Annotated in this window: 19 protein-coding genes; 12 read left to right on the top strand and 7 right to left on the bottom strand. The window is 71.3% G+C overall.

Annotation, left to right across the window (positions count from 1 at the left end; translation table 11 throughout):
* Positions 1–15 precede the first annotated feature (15 nt).
* The 6 genes from fadD6 (at position 16) to AWC30_RS03180 (ending at position 4994) form a co-directional block, all read left to right on the top strand.
* Positions 16–1812: a long-chain-acyl-CoA synthetase FadD6 gene (gene fadD6, locus AWC30_RS03205; RefSeq protein WP_165756419.1), complete on the top strand. Its 1797-nt coding sequence runs from the start codon at positions 16–18 to the stop codon at positions 1810–1812.
* Positions 1813–1928: 116 nt separating this feature from the next.
* Positions 1929–2753: a dihydropteroate synthase gene (gene folP / locus AWC30_RS03200; RefSeq protein WP_109561904.1), complete on the top strand. Its 825-nt coding sequence runs from the start codon at positions 1929–1931 to the stop codon at positions 2751–2753.
* On the top strand, positions 2750–3709 hold the full coding sequence (locus AWC30_RS03195; RefSeq protein ID WP_085108712.1) for a glucosyl-3-phosphoglycerate synthase: 960 nt from the start codon (positions 2750–2752) through the stop codon (positions 3707–3709). The genes folP and AWC30_RS03195 overlap by 4 nt, the downstream gene beginning before the upstream one ends.
* A 30-nt stretch (positions 3710–3739) precedes the next feature.
* Entirely contained in the window at positions 3740–4084 is a 345-nt protein-coding gene (locus AWC30_RS03190; RefSeq protein WP_085108710.1) for a DivIVA domain-containing protein, read from the top strand.
* Positions 4081–4671, top strand: a complete 591-nt coding sequence (locus AWC30_RS03185) for a DNA-3-methyladenine glycosylase I (protein WP_085108708.1) — start codon at positions 4081–4083, stop codon at positions 4669–4671. The genes AWC30_RS03190 and AWC30_RS03185 overlap by 4 nt, the downstream gene beginning before the upstream one ends.
* Positions 4672–4826: 155 nt before the next feature.
* Positions 4827–4994, top strand: a complete 168-nt coding sequence (locus tag AWC30_RS03180) for a DUF3117 domain-containing protein (RefSeq protein WP_066857137.1) — start codon at positions 4827–4829, stop codon at positions 4992–4994.
* Between the two features lie 14 nt (positions 4995–5008).
* Here the strand turns inward: AWC30_RS03180 and glgA are convergent, their stop codons facing one another.
* Positions 5009–6181, bottom strand: a complete 1173-nt coding sequence (gene glgA / locus AWC30_RS03175; protein WP_085108707.1) for a glycogen synthase — start codon at positions 6179–6181, stop codon at positions 5009–5011.
* A 122-nt stretch (positions 6182–6303) separates the two neighbouring features.
* On the opposite strand from glgA, the gene glgC reads away from it, so the two are divergent.
* Both glgC and AWC30_RS03165 read left to right on the top strand, forming a co-directional pair.
* A complete protein-coding gene (gene glgC, locus AWC30_RS03170; RefSeq protein ID WP_085108705.1) occupies positions 6304–7518 on the top strand; it encodes a glucose-1-phosphate adenylyltransferase in 1215 nt (404 codons plus the stop codon).
* 139 nt (positions 7519–7657) lie between these two features.
* Positions 7658–9304 (top strand): DUF7159 family protein, encoded by a 1647-nt coding sequence (locus AWC30_RS03165; protein ID WP_085108703.1) that lies wholly within the window; start codon positions 7658–7660, stop codon positions 9302–9304.
* Between the two features lie 4 nt (positions 9305–9308).
* Here AWC30_RS03165 and AWC30_RS03160 read toward each other — a convergent pair whose 3' ends face one another.
* From AWC30_RS03160 to AWC30_RS03140, 5 genes are all read right to left on the bottom strand, one after another.
* The gene (locus AWC30_RS03160) at positions 9309–9983 is read right to left on the bottom strand and encodes a methyltransferase family protein (protein ID WP_085108701.1); all 675 of its coding nucleotides are present in this window, start codon (positions 9981–9983) and stop codon (positions 9309–9311) included.
* 16 nt (positions 9984–9999) lie between these two features.
* On the bottom strand, positions 10000–11628 hold the full coding sequence (locus tag AWC30_RS03155) for an ABC transporter permease (protein WP_109561902.1): 1629 nt from the start codon (positions 11626–11628) through the stop codon (positions 10000–10002).
* Positions 11628–12545: an ABC transporter ATP-binding protein gene (locus tag AWC30_RS03150; protein WP_085108699.1), complete on the bottom strand. Its 918-nt coding sequence runs from the start codon at positions 12543–12545 to the stop codon at positions 11628–11630. The genes AWC30_RS03155 and AWC30_RS03150 overlap by 1 nt, the downstream gene beginning before the upstream one ends.
* The gene (locus tag AWC30_RS03145) at positions 12535–13230 is read right to left on the bottom strand and encodes a TetR/AcrR family transcriptional regulator (RefSeq protein ID WP_085108697.1); all 696 of its coding nucleotides are present in this window, start codon (positions 13228–13230) and stop codon (positions 12535–12537) included. Before AWC30_RS03145 ends, AWC30_RS03150 begins: the two co-directional genes overlap by 11 nt.
* Positions 13231–13326: 96 nt before the next feature.
* Positions 13327–13995: an O-methyltransferase gene (locus AWC30_RS03140; RefSeq protein WP_085108695.1), complete on the bottom strand. Its 669-nt coding sequence runs from the start codon at positions 13993–13995 to the stop codon at positions 13327–13329.
* Between the two features lie 335 nt (positions 13996–14330).
* Between AWC30_RS03140 and sigE the strand changes: the two genes are divergently transcribed.
* The 4 genes from sigE (at position 14331) to tatB (ending at position 17438) form a co-directional block, all read left to right on the top strand.
* The gene (gene sigE / locus AWC30_RS03135; RefSeq protein WP_207568389.1) at positions 14331–14975 is read left to right on the top strand and encodes an RNA polymerase sigma factor SigE; all 645 of its coding nucleotides are present in this window, start codon (positions 14331–14333) and stop codon (positions 14973–14975) included.
* A 97-nt stretch (positions 14976–15072) separates the two neighbouring features.
* Positions 15073–15468: an anti-sigma E factor RseA gene (gene rseA, locus AWC30_RS03130; RefSeq protein WP_085108693.1), complete on the top strand. Its 396-nt coding sequence runs from the start codon at positions 15073–15075 to the stop codon at positions 15466–15468.
* An 83-nt stretch (positions 15469–15551) separates the two neighbouring features.
* Positions 15552–17042 carry a serine protease HtrA gene (htrA, locus tag AWC30_RS03125; RefSeq protein ID WP_085108691.1) on the top strand — a complete coding sequence of 497 codons (1491 nt, stop codon included), beginning with the start codon at positions 15552–15554 and terminating at the stop codon, positions 17040–17042.
* Positions 17043–17438, top strand: a complete 396-nt coding sequence (gene tatB, locus AWC30_RS03120; protein ID WP_085108689.1) for a Sec-independent protein translocase protein TatB — start codon at positions 17043–17045, stop codon at positions 17436–17438.
* A gap of 15 nt (positions 17439–17453) precedes the next feature.
* Here the strand turns inward: tatB and AWC30_RS03115 are convergent, their stop codons facing one another.
* Positions 17454–18605, bottom strand: a complete 1152-nt coding sequence (locus tag AWC30_RS03115) for an Mrp/NBP35 family ATP-binding protein (RefSeq protein ID WP_085108687.1) — start codon at positions 18603–18605, stop codon at positions 17454–17456.
* Positions 18606–18697: the final 92 nt, after the last annotated feature.

Raw genomic sequence — 18697 nt, 5'->3', positions numbered from 1 at the left:
AGACGAGTGCGACAGATGGTGAGGGATAACGTGTCCGACCACGGCTCAGCGGCGCTCACCTCGGTGGGCCTACGTGACATCGCCGCCCGCATGCCCGGGCTGCTGCCCGACCTGCCGGTGATTCTGCGCGGCGCGGTGACCGGGCTGCGCGCCCGGCCCGACACCAGAACCTCGATCGGCCGGGTGTTCCAGGACCGCGCGGCCCGCTACTGCGACCGGGTGTTCCTGCGCTTCGCCGGCACCGAGATCACCTACGCGCAGGCCAACGCCACCGTCAACCGCTACGCGGCCGTGCTCGCGGCGCGCGGCGCCGGTCGCGGCGACGTCGTCGGCATCATGCTGCGCAACTCGCCCAACGCGGTGCTGATGATGCTCGCCGCGGTCAAGTGCGGCGCGACGGCCGGCATGGTCAACTACAACCAGCAGGGTGAGGTCCTCGCCCACAGCCTCAAGCTCATCGACGCCAAGGTGCTGGTCACCGAAGCCGACCTGGTCGCCGCCGTCGAGGACAGTGGGGCGCCGACCTCCGGGCTGGTGTCGGTGGAGGAACTGGAGCGCCTGGCCGCCGACCAGCCCACCCTCAACCCGGCCAGCGTGGACGAGGTGCGCGCCAAGGATGCCGCCTTCTACATCTTCACCTCCGGCACCACCGGCTTCCCGAAGGCCAGCATCATGACCCACCGTCGCTGGCTGCGGGCGCTGACCGCCTTCGGCGGGCTGGGGCTGCGGCTGCACACCGACGACACCCTCTACTGCGCATTGCCGCTGTACCACAACAACGCGCTGACGGTCGCGCTGTCGTCGGTGCTCAACTCGGGGTCGACGCTGGCGTTGGACTCCTCGTTCTCCGCGTCGCGGTTCTGGGAGCGGGTGATCGACGCCGACGCGACCGCCTTCGTCTACATCGGCGAGATCTGCCGCTACCTGCTCAACCAGCCGCCCAAACCCACCGACCGAGCCCACCGGGTGCGGGTGATCTGCGGCAACGGCCTGCGCCCGGAGATCTGGGACGAGTTCGCCGAGCGGTTCGGCATCGAGCGGATCTGCGAGTTCTACGGCGCCAGCGAAGGCAACGCCGCGTTCATCAACATGTTCAACATGCCGCGCACCGCGGGGATGGCGCCGATGCCGCTGGCCTACGTCGAGTACGACCCGGAGACCGGCGATCCGGCCCGCGGCCCCGACGGCCGGGTGCGCCGGGTCCCCACCGGCGAGCCGGGCCTGCTGATCAGCCCGGTCAACAAGCTCTCCCCGTTCGACGGCTACACCGATCCGTCGGCCACCGAGAAGAAACTGATCCGCGACGCCTTCAAGGAGGGTGACTGCTGGTTCAACACCGGTGACCTGATGGTCTCCCAGGGGCTGGGCCACGGCGCGTTCGTCGACCGGCTCGGCGACACCTTCCGCTGGAAGGGGGAGAACGTCGCCACCACCGAGGTGGAGGCGGCGGTCAGCGCCTGCGACGCGGTCGAGGAATGCGCGGTCTTCGGTGTCGAGGTGCCCCGCACCGGCGGGCGGGCCGGGATGGCCGCGCTGACCCTGCGCGAGGGGGCCGAGTTCGACGGCCGCGAACTGGCCGAGGTCGTCGGCTCGCGGCTGCCGGGCTACGCGGTGCCGCTGTTCGTGCGGGTGGTGGATTCGATGGTGCACACCAGCACCTACAAGAGCCGCAAAGTCGAACTGCGCGACCAGGCCTACGGCGCCGAGGTGACCGATCCGCTGTACGTGCTGGCCGGGCCGCAGGAGGGTTACGTGCCGTTCTACCCGGAATACCCCGACGAAGTCGCGGCGGGGAAACGGCCCCAGGCGTGACCGGTTCATGACCGGTTCGCCCCGCCGACACCGACCGGGCGGCGTCGACCAGGCACTATAGAAACGTGCACGCAACCCTGTGCGGCCGTCCGGTCGCCGGCGATCGCCCGCTGATCATGGCGATCGTCAACCGCACCCCCGACTCGTTCTACGACCGGGGCGCCACCTTCGACGACCGCGCCGCCCAGGACGCGGTGCACCGCGTCATCGCCGAGGGCGCCGACGCCGTCGACGTCGGCGGGGTCAAGGCCGGCCCGGGCGAGCACGTCGACGCCGCCACCGAGATCGCGCGGGTGGTGCCGTTCATCGAATGGGTCCGGGGCCGCTACCCCGACCAGCTGATCAGCGTCGACACCTGGCGTTCGGAGGTGGCCAAGCAGGCCTGCGCGGCCGGAGCCGACCTGATCAACGACACCTGGGCGGGAGCGGACCCGCACCTGGCGGCGGTGGCCGCCGAGTTCGGTGCCGGGCTGGTCTGCTCGCACACCGGCGGCGCGGCACCGCGGACCAGGCCGTTCCGGGTGCACTACGGCACCACCACCCGCGGCGTGGTCGACGCGGTGATCGGTGAGGTCACCGCCGCCGCCGAACGTGCCGTGGCCGCCGGGGTGGCCCGCGACCGGGTACTGGTCGACCCGACCCACGACTTCGGCAAGAACACCTTCCACGGACTGGCTTTGTTGCGTCATCTGGAAGACCTTGTTAGAACCGGGTGGCCCGTACTGATGGCGCTGAGCAACAAAGACTTCATCGGTGAGACGCTGGGTGTGGGCTTGACGGAGCGGCTGGAGGGAACGTTGGCGGCGACGGCGCTGGCGGCCTCCGCCGGGGCCCGGATGTTCCGGGTGCACGAGGTCGGGCCCACCCGCCGGGTGTTGGAGATGGTGGCATCCATCCGCGGTGAGCGTGCCCCGGCGCGCACGGTGAGGGGACTGGCATGACGACATCGGATCTGGCCGCCACGGACGGCGCGATCGCGACCCGGCCCGGCGACACCTGGCTGGGTGGCCGCACCTGGAGCAGGCCGGCGTGGACGGTGGCGGAGCTGGTGGCGGCCAAAGCGGGCCGTACCGTCTCGGTGGTGCTTCCCGCCCTCAACGAGCAGGACACCATCGAGTCCGTCATCGACAGCATCGCCCCGGTGGTCGGTGGCCTGGTCGACGAACTGATCGTGCTCGATTCCGGCTCCACCGACGACACCGAGATCCGCGCGATCGCCGCCGGCGCCCGGGTGGTCACCCGCGAGCAGGCGCTGCCGGAGGTGGCGCCGCTGCCGGGCAAGGGCGAGGCGCTGTGGCGCTCGCTGGCCGCCACCAGCGGCGACATCGTCGTGTTCGTCGACTCCGACCTGATCGACCCCGACCCGATGTTCGTGCCGCGACTGGTCGCGCCGCTGCTCACCGAGGACGGCGTGCACCTGGTGAAGAGCTTCTACCGGCGGCCGCTGAAGGTCGGCGGCAGCGAGGACGCCAACGGTGGCGGCCGGGTGACCGAGCTGGTGGCGCGACCGCTGCTGGCGGCGCTGCGCCCCGAGCTGAGCTGCGTGCTGCAACCACTGGGCGGCGAGTACGCCGGCAGCCGCGAGTTGCTGACCTCGGTGCCGTTCGCACCGGGCTACGGCGTGGAGATCGGGCTGCTGGTCGACACCTACGACCGGCTCGGGCTGGATGCGATCGCCCAGGTCAACCTCGGGGTCCGGGCGCACCGCAACCGGTCGCTGGCCGAACTGGGCGCGATGAGCAGGCAGGTCATCGCGACCCTGCTGTCGCGCTGCGGCATCGGCGACTCCGGGGTGGAGCTGACCCAGTTCCTCGCCGACCGGGACGGCTACCTGGCCCGCCCGGTGCCGGTCTCGCTGGAGGACCGGCCGCCGATGAACACCCTGCGACCGCGCTGACCGCCGACGAGAGAGGGGAGGATCGGTTCCGTGACGCTGGTGCTGCTGTATCTGCTGGTTCTGGTGCTGATCGCGGCCGTCCTGTTCGGGCTGGCCAGCATGCTGTTCGGCCGCAGTGAGACGCTGCCGCCGCTGCCCAGAGGGACCACCGCCACGGTGCTGCCGGCCTCCGGGATCACCGGCGGTGACGTGGACGCGGTCGCGTTCACCCAGGTGCTGCGCGGCTACAAGACCAGCGAGGTGGACTGGGTGCTCGACCGGCTGGGACGCGAACTCGATGAGCTCCGCGCCCAGCTGGCGGCCACCGAGCCCGACTCGCAGGAGCGGCCCCGGCACCGCCGCCCCGAGCCGGCCGGCGAGCCGGGCGACGCGTGACCGAACCGGCCGGCGACGGCCGGGTGCGCTGCGGCTGGGCCGACAGCGGCCGCGGCAGCGACGCCGCCCTCTACCGCGACTACCACGACCGGGAGTGGGGCCGGCCGGTGCGCGACGGCACCGCGCTGTTCGAACGGCTCAGCCTGGAGGCGTTCCAGAGCGGACTGTCCTGGCTGACGATTCTGCGCAAGCGGGAGAACTTCCGCCGGGCGTTCAGCGGGTTCGAGGCCGCCACCGTCGCCGCCTTCACCGATGCCGACGTGGCGCGGCTGCTGGCCGATCCGGGCATCGTGCGCAACCGCGCCAAGATCGAGGCGACGATCGCCAACGCCCGCGCCGCGGTCGCGCTCGGGTCGCCGCAGGAGCTGGCCGAGTTGCTGTGGTCGTTCGCGCCGCCGCCGCGCCCGCGACCGGTCGACCTGGCCGCCGTCCCGGCGACCACCACCGAGTCGACGGCGATGGCCGCGGAGCTCAAACGGCGCGGGTTCCGGTTCGTTGGGCCGACCACCGCGTATGCGCTGATGCAGGCGACCGGGATGGTCGACGACCACATCGCCGACTGCTGGGTCGGTCCGGGACAGCCCTGACAGCGGTTAAAAGTGGGTCTTGCGCATGCCGCTGACGGCGATAGGGAACAATGGAGGGCGAATTGTCGGTGATGCGCCCGGTGCGCGGCCGCGGGAGGATTCCCGAAGCCCGCGCCGGTGACGTGAGACCGGATTGGATCTGGAGGGAGCACTCGATGGCGGCCATGAAGCCCCGGACCGGAGACGGCCCGTTGGAAGCGACCAAGGAGGGGCGCGGCATCGTGATGCGGGTACCGCTGGAGGGCGGTGGCCGGCTCGTGGTCGAGTTGACCCCCGACGAGGCGGCTGCCCTCGGTGAGGAACTGAAGAACGTCACCAGCTGACGCGATCCGGTGCGCTACCCACAGAGCGCGCGATACACCTCGAATGTCTCGGCGGCGCTGCGCGCCCAGGAGAACCGCTCGATGCAGCGCTGACGGCCCGCCTCCCCGTACCGACGGGATCGCTCGGGATCGGCGAGCAGCGCGCTGACCGCTTCGGCCAACCGCGTCGCATAGTCCTCGGCGCCGTCGGCGTCATCGGGGTCGTAGGCGACCAGGGTTCCGGTGACCCCGTCGTCGACCACCTCGGGGATGCCACCGACGTCGGAGGCCACCACCGCGGTTTCGCAGGCCATCGCCTCCAGGTTCACGATCCCCAGCGGCTCATAGACCGACGGGCAGACGAACACGGTTGCGGCCGACAGGATCTCCCGGATGCTTTGGGTGGGCAGCATGTCGGGGACCCAGAACACCGCTCCGCGTTCGGCGGAGAGTTCGTCGACGGCCATCGACACCTCGGCCGCGATCTGCGGGGTGTCGGGTGCGCCGGCGACCAGCACCAGTTGCGTGTCGGCGGGAAACCGGTGCGCCGCGGCCAACAGGTGAACGACGCCTTTCTGGCGGGTGATCCGCCCGACGAACGCGACGATCGGCCGGTTCGGGTCGACGCCGAGTTCGGCCAGCACCGAGGGCCCCGACGGGTCGGTGTCGCGGAACCAGGTTTGGGTGTCGATCCCGTTGTGCACCACGTGGACCCGGTCGGGATCGAGGTCGGGGTAGACCCGCAGTACGTCGTCGCGCATGCTCGCGCTGACCGCGATGACGGCGTCGGCGCCGTGCACCGCGGTGTGCTCCACCCACGACGACACCCGGTATCCGCCGCCGAGTTGCTCGGCTTTCCAGGGCCGCAACGGTTCCAGCGAATGCGCGGTCAGCACATGGGGGATGTCGTAGAGCCGGGCCGCCAGGTGCCCGGCCAGACCGGTGTACCAGGTGTGGGAGTGGGCCAGCGACGCCGGCGCCGCGGCGTGGGCCATCGTCAGATCGGTGGACAGCGTCGCCAGGGCCGGATTCGCGTCGGCCAGCGCCGGGTCGGGTTGGTGGGCGACGGCGCCCGGTCGGGCGGCTCCCATGCAATGCACATCGACGTCGCAGAGATGACGCAGCTGGGCCACCAGTTCGGTGACGTGGACGCCGGCGCCGCCGTAGACCTCGGGCGGGTACTCACGGGTCATCATCGCCACACGCATACCCGAACGGTAGTGGTCGCGAGGCGGCGGTGGGTCCGCGCGGTCACCGAACCGGCGGTCGTGGCGGCTCGCCGACCGCCGGGCCTCTGGCAGGGCCGCCGGAGGGCCGATAGGTTGAGAACATGAGGGAAGCGCCACACGTGCTGGGCATCGTTCTGGCCGGCGGGGAGGGGAAGCGGCTCTATCCGCTCACGGCGGACCGGGCCAAGCCGGCGGTCCCGTTCGGTGGCGCCTACCGCCTGATCGACTTCGTGCTGTCGAATCTGGTCAACGCGCGCATGCTGCGGATCTGCGTGCTGACCCAGTACAAGTCGCATTCCCTGGACCGGCACATCTCGCAGAACTGGCGGCTCAGCGGCCTGGCGGGGGAGTACATCACCCCGGTGCCCGCCCAGCAGCGGCTGGGGCCGCGGTGGTACACCGGTTCGGCGGACGCGATCTATCAGTCGCTCAACCTCATCTTCGACGAGGACCCCGACTACATCGTGGTCTTCGGCGCCGACCACGTCTACCGGATGGATCCGCAGCAGATGGTGCAGTTCCACATCGACACCGGGGCGGGCGCGACGGTGGCCGGGATCCGGGTGCCGCGCGCGGAGGCGTCGGCGTTCGGCTGCATCGACGCCGACGAGTCCGGACGCATCCGCAGCTTCATCGAGAAGCCCTCGGACCCGCCGGGGGCGCCCGACGACCCCGAGGTCAGCTTCGTCTCGATGGGCAACTACGTGTTCACCACCAAGGTGCTCGTCGACGCGATCAGCGCCGACGCCGAGGACGACCATTCCGACCACGACATGGGCGGCGACATCGTCCCGCGCCTGGTGTCCGACGGGGTGGCCTCGGTCTACGACTTCTCGGATAACGAGGTGCCGGGCGCCACCGACCGCGACCGCGGCTACTGGCGCGACGTGGGAACCCTCGACGCGTTCTACGACGCGCACATGGACCTGGTTTCCGAGCAGCCGATCTTCAACCTCTACAACACCCGCTGGCCGATCCGCGGGGCGACCGAGAACCTCGCTCCGGCCAAGTTCGTCAACGGCGGTTCGGCGCAGGAGTCGGTGGTCGGAGCCGGCAGCATCATCACCGCGGCGTCGGTGCGCAACTCGGTGCTGTCGTCCAACGTCGTCATCGGTGACGGCGCGATCGTCGAGGGCGCGGTGATCATGCCCGGGGCGCGGGTCGGCCGCGGCGCGGTGGTGCGGCACACGATCCTGGACAAGAACGTCGTGGTCGGTCCGGGCGAGATGGTCGGGGTGGATCTGGAGAAGGACCGGGAGCGGTTCGCGATCAGCGCGGGTGGCGTCGTCGCGGTCGGCAAGGGCGTCTGGATCTGACGACTCGGCGCCAGCCGCTCTCATTCATTCATACGTGCGCATGTATGGTGGAGGGGGTCCGGCGCGCGTAGCATCGACGGTGCCGCCAGCGATGACGACGAGTCCGGTATGGGTTTTCCGAACCGGTGTGGGAGGGGTCGTGGAGGTCGCCCTGGGAGTGTCGGTGACACCGACGGCGATCCATCTCGCTCTGATCGAAGGCAACCACGCCGACGGCGTGACCGTCGATGAGGACATGATCGCGGTCGGTAGCGGCGGCACCGCCGCCGAGCACGCCATCGCCGCCATCGAACAGGCGCGCGGCGCGGCCGAAGCCGGCGGTTACCGGGTCGCCTCGATCGGGGTGACCTGCGCGGAACAGGCCGACGCGATCGTCGTCGGCGACGCGCTCAGCGAACACCGGATCGGCAACGTGATGTTGGTGTCGGGGTTCCTGGCGGCGGCCGCGCTGACCCAGACCGTCGGCCGCGCGCTCGGCTACCCGTGCACCGCGCTGACCTACTTCGAGCCGGGCAGCATGACCCTCGCGGTCGTCGACTCGGGCACCGGGGCGATCGGTGCGGTCCACCGCCGGGAACTGCCCGACGATTCGTCCGGGGTGCTGGCCGAGGCGATGACCGAACTGGCCCTGCTGGAGACCCGCCCCGGTGGGGTGCACCTGGTCGGTGCCGGCGCCGACATCCGGGCGATCAAGACCCGGCTCGAGGCGTTGACACCGCTTCCGGTGACGGTGCCCGAGGAGCCGGCGATGGCGCTGGCCCAGGGCGCCGCGGTGGCCGCGGCGCACGCCCCGCTGTTCACCATGTCCACCCAGGCACTGGCCTATTCCCGCGACCCGGGGACCGGCGCGGTCGACCCGGACGGACTGGCGCTGCGGCTGGCCGACAGCGCCGAGACCGGCGACACCGCCCTGGCCTACAGCGCAACCCCGGCCGACGAACCGGCCGAGCGCGCGGGGAGACACCGGGCCCGCACCCCGATGCTGGTCGGCAGCGCCCTGGCCGCGGTCGGCGTCATCGCCTCGGTGGCGCTGGTGGTCACGTTGGTGCTGCAGATCCAGCCGGTCGCCCGGCTGTTGCCCAACGTCGGCAGCTCAGAGGAGGCGCCGCAACGCCCGGCCGCGCCGCAGACCATCCAGCAGCCCGCCCCGGTGTTCCAACCGGTGCCGCCGGAAGCAGCGCCGCCACCGGAGGCCGCGCCACCGCCGGTCGTGCCGCGGGCCCCGGCGCCGGTTCCGGCCCCGCAGGCGCCGGCCCCGGCTCCACAGGCACCCCCGGAGCCGCCGGCCCCGCGTGCGGTGACGCCGCCGCTGGCTCCCGCGCCGTCCGCCGAAGCCGCGGTGCCGGCACCGCAGGCGCCCCCGGTACCCGACGTTCCCGATGCGCCCGCCCCTATCCCGCTGCCGGTCCCGATCCCGGTCGTGGTCCCGCAGTTCCCGGCTCCGAAGCCGGAACTGCCGAAGAAGACCCGGCCCGAGCAGGAGTTGCCGCCGGTCTGGCAGCCGAAGCAACCGGACCGGCCGAAAACACCGAAACAGCCGGAGAAGCCCAAGACGCCGCAGCTGCCGGAGTGGCAACCGTCACTGCCGAATTGGCAGCCTGAGGCGCCCAAAGCTCCCAAGGCGCCCAAAGCCCCCAAGCAGCCCGAGTGGCAGCCACCCACACTGCCCGACTGGCAACCCAAGTCCCCGGATCGGGGCCCGAAGTTCCCGCACTGGCAGCCGAAGGCGCCCACATCACCCAAGGGCCCGAGCCTGCGACTGCCGGATCTGAAACTTCCGTTCTAAGGCCTCACCACAGGTACGGCACCAACCGGTAGCGGACCTGACGGGTGTAGTCGCGGTAGCCGGGCAACTCCGCGGTGAGCATGGCTTCCTCGTCGAGGACCCGCGCGGCCAGCACCGCAGCGCCCGGGACGAGGAAGACCAAACCCCACAGCGAACCCAACGCCGGCGGGATCCCGGCCATCAGCACCAGGTTTGCGGCATACATCGGGTGGCGCACCACTCGGTACAGTCCGGTGCTGACCAGTTGCTGATCGGGCTCGACCCGGATCGTGGCGCCGGCGAAATGATTCTGGGCGACCACCAGCATGGCCATCCCGAGCCCGGTCGCCACCGCGACGTCGCCGAGCACCGAGACCGCCGCCGGCACCGGTGACCAACCGAAGCGGTGATCGACGACGCTGAACACCAGCATCGCCAGCAACACCAGGAAAGACAGGGTGATGATCACCTGCTGTGCCCGGCGGGGCTCGGCCCGCGGCCCGACGCGCAGGCGCCGCTCCAGGACCTCGGGGTGTTTACGGGCGAAGTAGCGGGCCGGCCCCAGGCTGGCCGCCGCGAACACCGCCAGGAACGCCCAACCCCGCCAGTAGTCCAGGGTGCCCGCCGGCAAGAACAGCGCCGCGGCCAGCAGCGCGGTTCCGATCAGCGACGAGGTGAGTACCCGCACTCCGATGGTCATCGCGGCTCCTTCCGGTTCAGTGCCGTAGGTCGCGTCGGGCGAAGCCGATCGCGCCCACCGCGATCAGCGCCGCGTCGATCCCCAGCAACCACAGCAGCGGCACCGCGGTGAAATCCCCGCCGGTCACTCGCGGCACATGCCCGAACGGTTCGGCGTCGTTCACCCAATGGGGCGCCCCCGACAACGCACCCAGGAGATAGATCGCGACGAACGCGACGAGCGCCCCCCAGATCGCCGGGGTGAAGCGGGGCGCCACCCCGAACAACGCCACCCCCAGCGCCGCGGGCAGCCACACGGCAGGCAGTTGCACGGCGGCGGCGCCGATCGTGGCCACCGCGTCGGCCGGGTCGCCGGTGGCGGCCGCATACGCGGTGCCCGCGGCAGCGCCGGCCACCAGCAGGGCCAGCGCCGAGGCGCCCAGCGCCATCACCAGATGGCTGCCCAGCCAGCGGCCGCGCGGGACCGCGGCGGCCAGCACTTCTTCGGCATGGCCGGCCTCCTCCTCCTGATGCAGCCGCAGCACCAGCGAGACCGCGAAGGCGGCCGCGGCCAGCCCCACCATCGTGAACGCCACCGCGATGAACGCGTCCGCCAGCGCCGTGGTGCCGCCCAGTCGGGTGACGACGTCGCGGGCGTCGCCGCCCAACTGGCCGCCGATCCCGCGCACCGCGCTGCCGATCATCAGCCCGTATGCCGCCAACCCGACGGTCCAGACCGCCAGCGAGCCGCGGCCCAGCCGCCACGCCAACCCGAAGACCCCGCGTAGCCGCGACGACGCCTGCGCGGGACCGGGTCGCTCGGCGAACAGGCCCGCTCCGACATCGCGGCGAGCGCGCAGCCGGTAGGCCACCACGGTGAGCGCCGCGGCCGCCGCCAGCGGCAGCAGCAGCACCCACCACCGGTCCCCGGCGTAGGGGCGGACCTGCAAGGCCCAGCCCAGCGGGGAGAGCCACGACAAGCCGCCATCGCCCGCGTCGCCGACGGCGCGCAGGGTGAATGCCACCGCCAGCACCCCGAACGCCGCTGTACGGGCGACGCGGGCGCTGGGGGAGAGTTGCGCGGTGCCCGCGGCGACGGCGGTGAACACCAGGCCCGAACACGCCAGTGCCGCACCGAATGCCAGCGACCCGCCGGGGTCGACATCGGTGGTCAGCAACCCGGCGGCACCGATGACGCCGGTGGCGATCGAGCCGCCGGCGGCCAGCAGTAGCGCGGCGGTCAGCCCGGCGTAGCGGCCGACCGCGGTCGAGTCGACCAACTCCGTGCGGCCGCTCTCCTCGTCGGCGCGGGTGTGCCGGATCACGGTGAGGATCACCGCGATCGCGATCAGCGCATGGAACATCCCCGCCTTCCAGATGCCGACCGCACCGAGGCTGTCGTTGTAGACCTGGCCGTAGAGGGCGCGTTGCGCGGGGCTGGCCATGATGGTGGCCGCGAGCCCGGCCCGGTCGGCGGCGGTCGGATAGATCGCGGCCACGCTGCCGATGTAGACACCGGCCAGCGGAACCGACAGCAACAGCACCCACAGCGGCAACACGATTCGGTCGCGGCGCAGGTACAGCCGCAGCAGTTGGGTGGTCCCGGCGAAGGCGGTCCCGGCCCGCCGCCCCGGAAGCGACGGGCGGGCGGGGGCGGTCGTCCTCATCACCGGGCTCCGGCCGGCGCGGCGGCGTCGTAGTGGCGCAGGAAGAGTTCCTCAAGCGTGGGTGGCTGGCTGACCAGACTGCGTACCCCGGCCTCGCCGAGCACCCGGACCACCTCGCCCAGGCCGGCGTTGTCCACCTGGGCGCGGACCGTGCTGCCGGATCTGGTGAGGTCGTGAACGCCGGGCAGGCGGGCCAGGTCGCCGGGATCGCCGGTCACCTCGGCGGTGATCGACGTGCGGCTCAGGTGCCGCATCGATGCCAGCGAGCCGCTCTCCACCGTGCGCCCCGCCCGGATGATCGTCACCCGCTCGCACAGCGCCTCACACTCGGCCAGGATGTGGCTGGACAACAGGACGGTGGCACCCCGGTCGCGGGCTTCGGTGACGGATTGCTGGAAAACCCGTTCCATCAACGGGTCCAGGCCGCTGGTCGGCTCGTCGAGCAGCAGCAACCGGGCCGGCGAGGCCAGCGCCGACACCAGCGACACCTTCTGCCGGTTGCCTTTGGAGTAAGTCCGGGCCTTCTTGCGCGGATCGAGGTCGAAGCGTTCGATGAGTTCGTCGCGGCGGCGCACATCCAGACCGCCGCGCATGCGACCCAGAAGGTCGATGATCTCCCCGCCGGTGAGTGACGGCCACAGCGTGACATCGCCGGGCACATAGGCGATCTCGCGATGTAACGCCACCGCGTCGGTCCACGGATCGCGTCCGAGCATGCGTACCGTACCGCCGTCGGCGCGGATCAGACCGAGCAGGACCCGCAGCGTCGTCGACTTCCCGGCTCCGTTGGGACCGAGGAAACCGTGGATCTCGCCGGGGTGGACCACCATGTCGAGACCGTCGAGCGCCAACACCCGCCCGAAACTCTTGCGCAGCGAACCGATCTCGATCATCGGGCCACGTTCGTCACCGGTCATCGGGGCCTCCTCCGTCGTCGGCTGTGGTCGGGTTGCCCGCGTCGGGGTGATCGGCGGCGGGACGGGTACCCGTGCGGTCGGTGACCATCGCCTCGTAGAGACTCGCGTCGGTCAGCAGACCCTGGGTGTAGAGCTCCAGCGCCGGTGGGACCATGTCGCGCACGTAGTCGCGCAGCACAGCCTCGAAATCGTCGGGCGTGTCGTGCAATTGCAGATAGAGCAACAGGCCGCCACCGCCGATCATCGCCAGGTAGCGGGCGCGGGCCCGCGGGTCGGCGCTGGGCTTGATCGTGCCCGCGCGCACGCCTTCGGCGAGGTAGTCCTCGGCATTGTCGATCATCCGGCGCCACAGTGACTTGGCCAGGTCGGTGCCGGTATGCAGGCTGCGCATCAGGTAAGCGGTCAGCGGTGCATAGGACTCGGTCGCGTTCAGTTGGGCCAGCCAACTGGCCGGGTCCGGGGCCCGCAGCGCCGCCACCTTGTCCTGGCGGATCTGCTCGGCCACGTAGTCGTCACAGGCCTGCCGCAGGCCGTCCTTGGAGCCGAAGTGGTGGAGCACCAGTCCGGCGCTCACCCCGGCTGCCGCCGCGATCGGGCGCACCCCGACGTCGAAGCCGCGCTCGGCGAACAGGGTGATCGCCGCATCCCGGATGCGGGCGGGCGTCGACTGATCGGCTGAACGCATGTTCAATAGTTTAAACGCGCGTTCAATCGAGAGGCAAGGGTTTTCTTCACAGCGACGTTCAACGCCGCGGTGACAGGGGGAGCGGAGCGGTGCGGGTCAGTCGCGCACGGCGGCCAACAGACCCTCGCCCAGCGGGATCAACGCCGGGCTCAGCCGCTCGTCCTCGGCGATGAGCCGGGCGGCCTCGCGGGCGGCGGAGACCTCCGCGTCATTGGCCGCCGGGTCGCCGGCGCGGCCGCCGAGGGCGGCCCGGTTGAGCACGATCGCCCCGCCGGGGCGCAGCAACCGCACCCCTTCGGCGACATAGGTGGGCAGATCGATCGGGTCGGCGTCGATGAACACCAGGTCATAGGAGTCGTCGGCGAGCCGGGTGAGCACCTCCTGGGCGCGACCGGCGATCAGCCGGGTGCGCGACGGCCCGGACCCGGCCTCGGCGAACGTCTGCTTGGCGACCCGCTGATACTCCGGCTCCAGGTCGATGGTGGTCAGCACGCCGTCCTCGGCCATCCCGGAGAGCAGCCACAGCCCGCTGACCCCGGCGCCGGTGCCGACCTCCACCACGGCCTTGCCGCCGCTGAGCCGCGCCAGCAGGCTCAACAACGCGCCGACCGCCGGGCTCACCGCGCCGGCGCCGATCTCGGCGGCCCGGTCACGGGCGGCGACCAGCACCTCGTCCTCGGAGATGGACTCCTCGGCGTGGGTGTACAGCGATTCCGCGCGGCTGCGGCCGGCCGTCTCGCCGGGGGGCTGGTCGGTGCTGGACATGACCGCAGCGTAGGACCAACCGGCGGGTGACCGCAGCAGGCGCGCCCTGACACCCCGGGCGGACACGCCCGACGCGCGCCGCGGGAATCGTGACCGCATCCACACCGGCCCCGGCAACCGTGCAGGTCAACGCGGCCGACAGCGGGTGAGAGGACCGGCGGTCACCAAGTCTTACCCAACGTTCAGAGGGTTCACATAACCGGCACAATCTGGTGGGTAACCGTAAGGACAGCAAGCGCGTGGTTGCGCAGCTGGGGGAATATCCGGGCACCGTCGCCGCGTTATCGAACGTGATGTCTGTCGACACCGTGGAGGGGATCACCATCACCACACCGATGAACCCGACGAGCATGTCGCACCCGGCTCCGGAGCCGGCGAGCGGCTGGGCCGAGCCGTCCGACGAGTTGCAGGGCACCGCGGTGTTCGATGCGACCGGGGACAACGCCGCCATGCCGTCGTGGGACGAGCTGGTGCGCCAGCACGCCGACCGGGTCTACCGGTTGGCCTACCGGCTGTCGGGCAACCAGCACGACGCCGAGGACCTCACCCAGGAGACGTTCATCCGGGTGTTCCGGTCCCTGCAGAACTACCGCCCCGGAACGTTCGAGGGCTGGCTGCACCGCATCACCACCAACCTGTTCCTGGACATGGTGCGCCGCCGCGCCCGCATCCGGATGGAGGCACTGCCGGAGGACTACGACCGGGTTCCGTCGACCGTGTCCACCCCGGAGCAGATCTACCACGACGCGCGGCTGGGACCCGACCTGCAGGCGGCGCTGGCGTCGCTGCCGCCGGAGTTCCGCGCCGCGGTGGTGCTGTGTGACATCGAAGGCCTGTCCTACGAGGAGATCGGCGCCACGCTCGGGGTCAAACTGGGCACCGTGCGCAGCCGGATCCACCGCGGCAGGCAGGCGCTGCGCGACTACCTGGCCGCCCACCCCGACCACGACGAATCGTTCGTCGTCCCGTCCGGGCGCTGATCCGCGCCCACACCGTCCGAGCGGTGTGCACCCGTCCTTCGAGCTCGGCGCGCTACATTCGTGGTATCGCGGTAGCGGCCGAGGAGAGGAGCCGGTGATGGCCGACCCGGGACACGTGTTCCGTCGGGCGTTCTCCTGGTTGCCCGCGCAGTTCGCCTCCCAGAACGACGCGCCGGTCGGCGCACCCCGCCAGTTCAGCTCCACCGAACACCTGTCCACCGAGGCCATCGCGGCCTTCGTCGACGGGGAGCTGCGGATGAACGCCCACCTCCGCGCGGCCCACCACCTGTCGCTGTGCCCACAGTGCGCCGCCGAGGTCGAAGGGCAGAGCCGGGCGCGCGCGGCCCTGCGCGAGTCCGGACCGGTGCAGATCCCGCGGACCCTGCTGGGGCTGCTCGCCCAGATCCCCGAGACACCGGCCGAGGAGCCGCAGGCGCCCCAGCCGGACCCGTTCCCGCAACAAGAGTCACGGCGCCGCCGCAAGCGCCGGTAGGCTCGGTCCCGGTAATGACGTCTGGGCAGCGTGTGCTCGTCTCGGCGGCGCATGTTCTTCCGGGTGAAGCAGAAGAGGTTTAGGTGAGCTCCAACCAGGACAATCCGGACGGCCATCGGCTGGCTCCGCGCCCGGTCTCGCGCCCACCGGTGGACCCGGCGGCACGCCGGACGTTCGGCCGCCCCACCGGGGTCCGCGGCTCCTTCGTGGCGGAGAAACTGCGTCCCAGCCGCTTCCGCGACCAGCAGGACTACACCCCGCGGGAGCGCTCCTCGGACCCGGTGCTGCGGGAGGCGTTCGGACGTCCGTTCACCGGGGCGGCGTCGCTGCAGCGGCACCCGATCGACGCCGGCGCACTCGACGGCGAGGACGGACCCGTCGAGGCGCCCGACCCGTGGCGCGACCCCGCCGCGGGCGCGGCACTGGGCGACCCGGCGGTGACCCCGCCCCCGCCGCGCACCGGGGTGACCGGCGAAGGCCGGCTCGGCGTGCGCGACGTGCTCTTCGGAGGGCGGGTCTCCTACCTGGCGCTGGCCATCCTCGCTGCGCTCGCCCTGGTGATCGGGCTGATCGGCGGGGTGATCGGCCGCAAGACCGCCGAGGTGGTCGAGGCGTTCACCACCTCCCGGGTGACCCTGTCCACCTCCGACAACGCCGAGGAACCGGCCGGCCGGTTCGCCAAGGTCGCGGCCGCCGTGGCCGACTCGGTGGTGACCATCGAGGCGATGAGCAAGGACGAGGGGTCGCAGGGCTCGGGTGTGGTGATCAACGGCGACGGCTACATCGTCACCAACAACCACGTCATCTCCGACGCGGCGCGGAACCCGAACCGCTACGAGATCTCGGTCATCTTCAACGACGGCAAGTCGGTGCCGGCCAACCTCGTCGGCCGCGACCCCAAGACCGACCTGGCCGTGCTCAAGGTCGACAACGTGCAGAACCTCACCGTCGCCCGCCTCGGTGACGCCGACGAGGTGCGCGTCGGCGACGAGGTGATCGCCGCCGGCGCCCCGCTCGGGCTGCGCAGCACCGTCACCCACGGCATCGTCAGCGCGTTGCACCGCCCGGTCCCGCTGTCGGGCGACGGCACCGACACATCGGCGGTCATCGACGCCATCCAGACCGACGCCTCGATCAACCACGGCAACTCGGGCGGCCCGCTGATCGACATGGACTCGCAGGTCATCGGCATCAACACCGCAGGCAAGTCACTGTCGGACAGCTCCAGCGGCCTGGGCTTCGCCATCCCGGTCAACGAGATGAAGAAGGTCGCCGAAACCCTGATCCGGGACGGCAAGATCTCCCACCCGACGCTGGGACTGACCGCCAAATCGGTGAGCAACTCGGTGGCGACCGGCGCCCAGGTGGCCAACGTGATGAAGGGCGGGCCGGCCGACCAGGCCGGGATCATCGAGAACGACGTGGTGGTCAAGGTCGGGGACCGGCCGGTGGCCGACGCCGACGAGTTCGTGGTGGCGGTCCGCCAGCTCACGATCGGTCAGGACGCGCCGATCGAGGTACTGCGCGAGGGCCGGCCGGTGACCTTGACCGTGAAGCCGGCCCCGGACAGCTAGATGTTCGCCAACGTCGGCTGGGGCGAGATCCTGGTCCTGATCGTGGTCGGGCTGGTCGTGTTGGGTCCCGAGCGACTGCCCGGGGCGATCCGGTGGACCGCCGACGCAGCCCGGCAGGCCCGCGACTACCTCACCAACGCCAGTAGCCAGCTGCGCGAGGAGATGGGGCCGGACTTCGACGATCTGCGCCAGCCGCTGAGCGAACTGCAGAAACTGCGCGGGATGACGCCGCGGGCGGCGCTGACCAAACATCTATTCGACGGCGACGACTCGTTGTTCACCGGCATGTTCGACCAGCCGCCGCTGCAGCGCCCGGCCGAGGGGCCGGCCGAACCGCTGCCACCCGGCGGGGCATCGACGGCCCACCAGACGCCCTACGACGACGACGCCACCTGAGCAGCGCCGGCGTCGTCAGCGCCCGGCGGGATCCAGACCCAGCGACATCCCGGCCAGGCCGCGACGCCGGGTCGACAGGGTGTCGGCGATGGTGCGCAACTGCTTGCCGGCGGCCGAATCCGGCGCGCTGAGCACGATCGGCCTCCCGGAGTCGCCGGCCGCCACCATCGACGGGTCCAGCGGCACCTGACCCAGCAACGGCACGTCGGCGCCGGTGGAGCGGGACAGGCGTTCGGCGACCTGCTGACCACCGCCCTCGCCGAACAGTTTCATCTCGGTGCCGTCGGGCAGTTGCAACGACGACATGTTCTCCACCACACCGGCGATGCGCTGGCGGGTCTGCAGCGCGATGCTGCCGGCGCGCTCGGCGACCTCGGCCGCGGCGGCCTGCGGGGTGGTGACCACCAGGATCTCCGCCCCCGGAATCAACTGGGCCACCGAGATGGCGATGTCCCCGGTGCCCGGCGGCAGGTCGAGCAGCAGCACGTCCAGATCGCCCCAGTACACGTCGGCGAGGAACTGCTGCAGAGCGCGGTGCAGCATCGGCCCGCGCCAGACCACGGCCTCGTTGCCCTTGGTGAACATGGCGATCGAGATCAGCCGCACCTCGTGCGCGATCGGCGGCAGGATCATCTTCTCGACCTGGGTCGGCCGGTCGGTGCAGCCCATCATGCGCGGTACCGAGTGGCCGTGGATGTCGGCGTCGAGCACCCCGACCGACAGGCCGCGCGCGGCCATCGCCGCGGCCAGGTTGACCGTGATGCTGGACTTGCCGACCCCGCCCTTGCCGGAGGCGACCGCGTAGACCCGGGTCAACGAATCGGGCTGGGCGAACGGGATGACCGGCTCACGGCTGTCGCCGCGCAGCATCTTGCGCATCTCGGCGCGTTGTTCGTCGCTCATCACGTCGAGGGTCACCGTCACCGGGCCGGTTCCCGGGGTGTCGGCCACCGCTTGGGTGACCATGTCGGTGATGTCGCCCTTCATCGGACAGCCCGCGATCGTCAGGTAGATCTCCACGTGCACACTGCGGTCGGGCGCGACATCGATGTTCTTGACCATGCCGAGTTCAGTGATCGGTCGACGAATCTCAGGGTCGAGCACCTTGGACAGCGACGCGCGGATCGCGGCGATCAGTTCGGCGGTGTCATCATGGTTTTCGGACACACCGCCAAGTGTAGGCGCTACCTGTCAGGCGGCCGGGCCGGGGACCGGGCCCGGCGGGGCACCCGGAGGGGGTGGCGCGGCGGGCGCGGTCC

The sequence above is a fragment of the Mycolicibacillus trivialis genome, from assembly GCF_002102395.1.
Taxonomy (GTDB): domain Bacteria; phylum Actinomycetota; class Actinomycetes; order Mycobacteriales; family Mycobacteriaceae; genus Mycobacterium; species Mycobacterium triviale.
Note: the sequence above shows the minus strand (reverse complement) of the source record. Positions and strands in the feature narration are given on the sequence as shown.

Bases quoted from the DNA above. Each gene is read 5' to 3' on its own strand.
- fadD6 (WP_165756419.1), top strand. From the start codon at position 16: ATGGTGAGGGATAACGTGTCCGACCACGGCTCAGCGGCGCTCACCTCG.
- folP (WP_109561904.1), top strand. From the start codon at position 1,929: ATGGCGATCGTCAACCGCACCCCCGACTCGTTCTACGACCGGGGCGCC.
- AWC30_RS03195 (WP_085108712.1), top strand. From the start codon at position 2,750: ATGACGACATCGGATCTGGCCGCCACGGACGGCGCGATCGCGACCCGG.
- AWC30_RS03180 (WP_066857137.1), top strand. From the start codon at position 4,827: ATGGCGGCCATGAAGCCCCGGACCGGAGACGGCCCGTTGGAAGCGACC.
- glgA (WP_085108707.1), bottom strand. From the start codon at position 6,181: ATGCGTGTGGCGATGATGACCCGTGAGTACCCGCCCGAGGTCTACGGC.
- glgC (WP_085108705.1), top strand. From the start codon at position 6,304: ATGAGGGAAGCGCCACACGTGCTGGGCATCGTTCTGGCCGGCGGGGAG.
- AWC30_RS03160 (WP_085108701.1), bottom strand. From the start codon at position 9,983: ATGACCATCGGAGTGCGGGTACTCACCTCGTCGCTGATCGGAACCGCG.
- AWC30_RS03155 (WP_109561902.1), bottom strand. From the start codon at position 11,628: ATGAGGACGACCGCCCCCGCCCGCCCGTCGCTTCCGGGGCGGCGGGCC.
- AWC30_RS03150 (WP_085108699.1), bottom strand. From the start codon at position 12,545: ATGACCGGTGACGAACGTGGCCCGATGATCGAGATCGGTTCGCTGCGC.
- AWC30_RS03145 (WP_085108697.1), bottom strand. From the start codon at position 13,230: ATGCGTTCAGCCGATCAGTCGACGCCCGCCCGCATCCGGGATGCGGCG.
- AWC30_RS03140 (WP_085108695.1), bottom strand. From the start codon at position 13,995: ATGTCCAGCACCGACCAGCCCCCCGGCGAGACGGCCGGCCGCAGCCGC.
- sigE (WP_207568389.1), top strand. From the start codon at position 14,331: ATGAACCCGACGAGCATGTCGCACCCGGCTCCGGAGCCGGCGAGCGGC.
- rseA (WP_085108693.1), top strand. From the start codon at position 15,073: ATGGCCGACCCGGGACACGTGTTCCGTCGGGCGTTCTCCTGGTTGCCC.
- tatB (WP_085108689.1), top strand. From the start codon at position 17,043: ATGTTCGCCAACGTCGGCTGGGGCGAGATCCTGGTCCTGATCGTGGTC.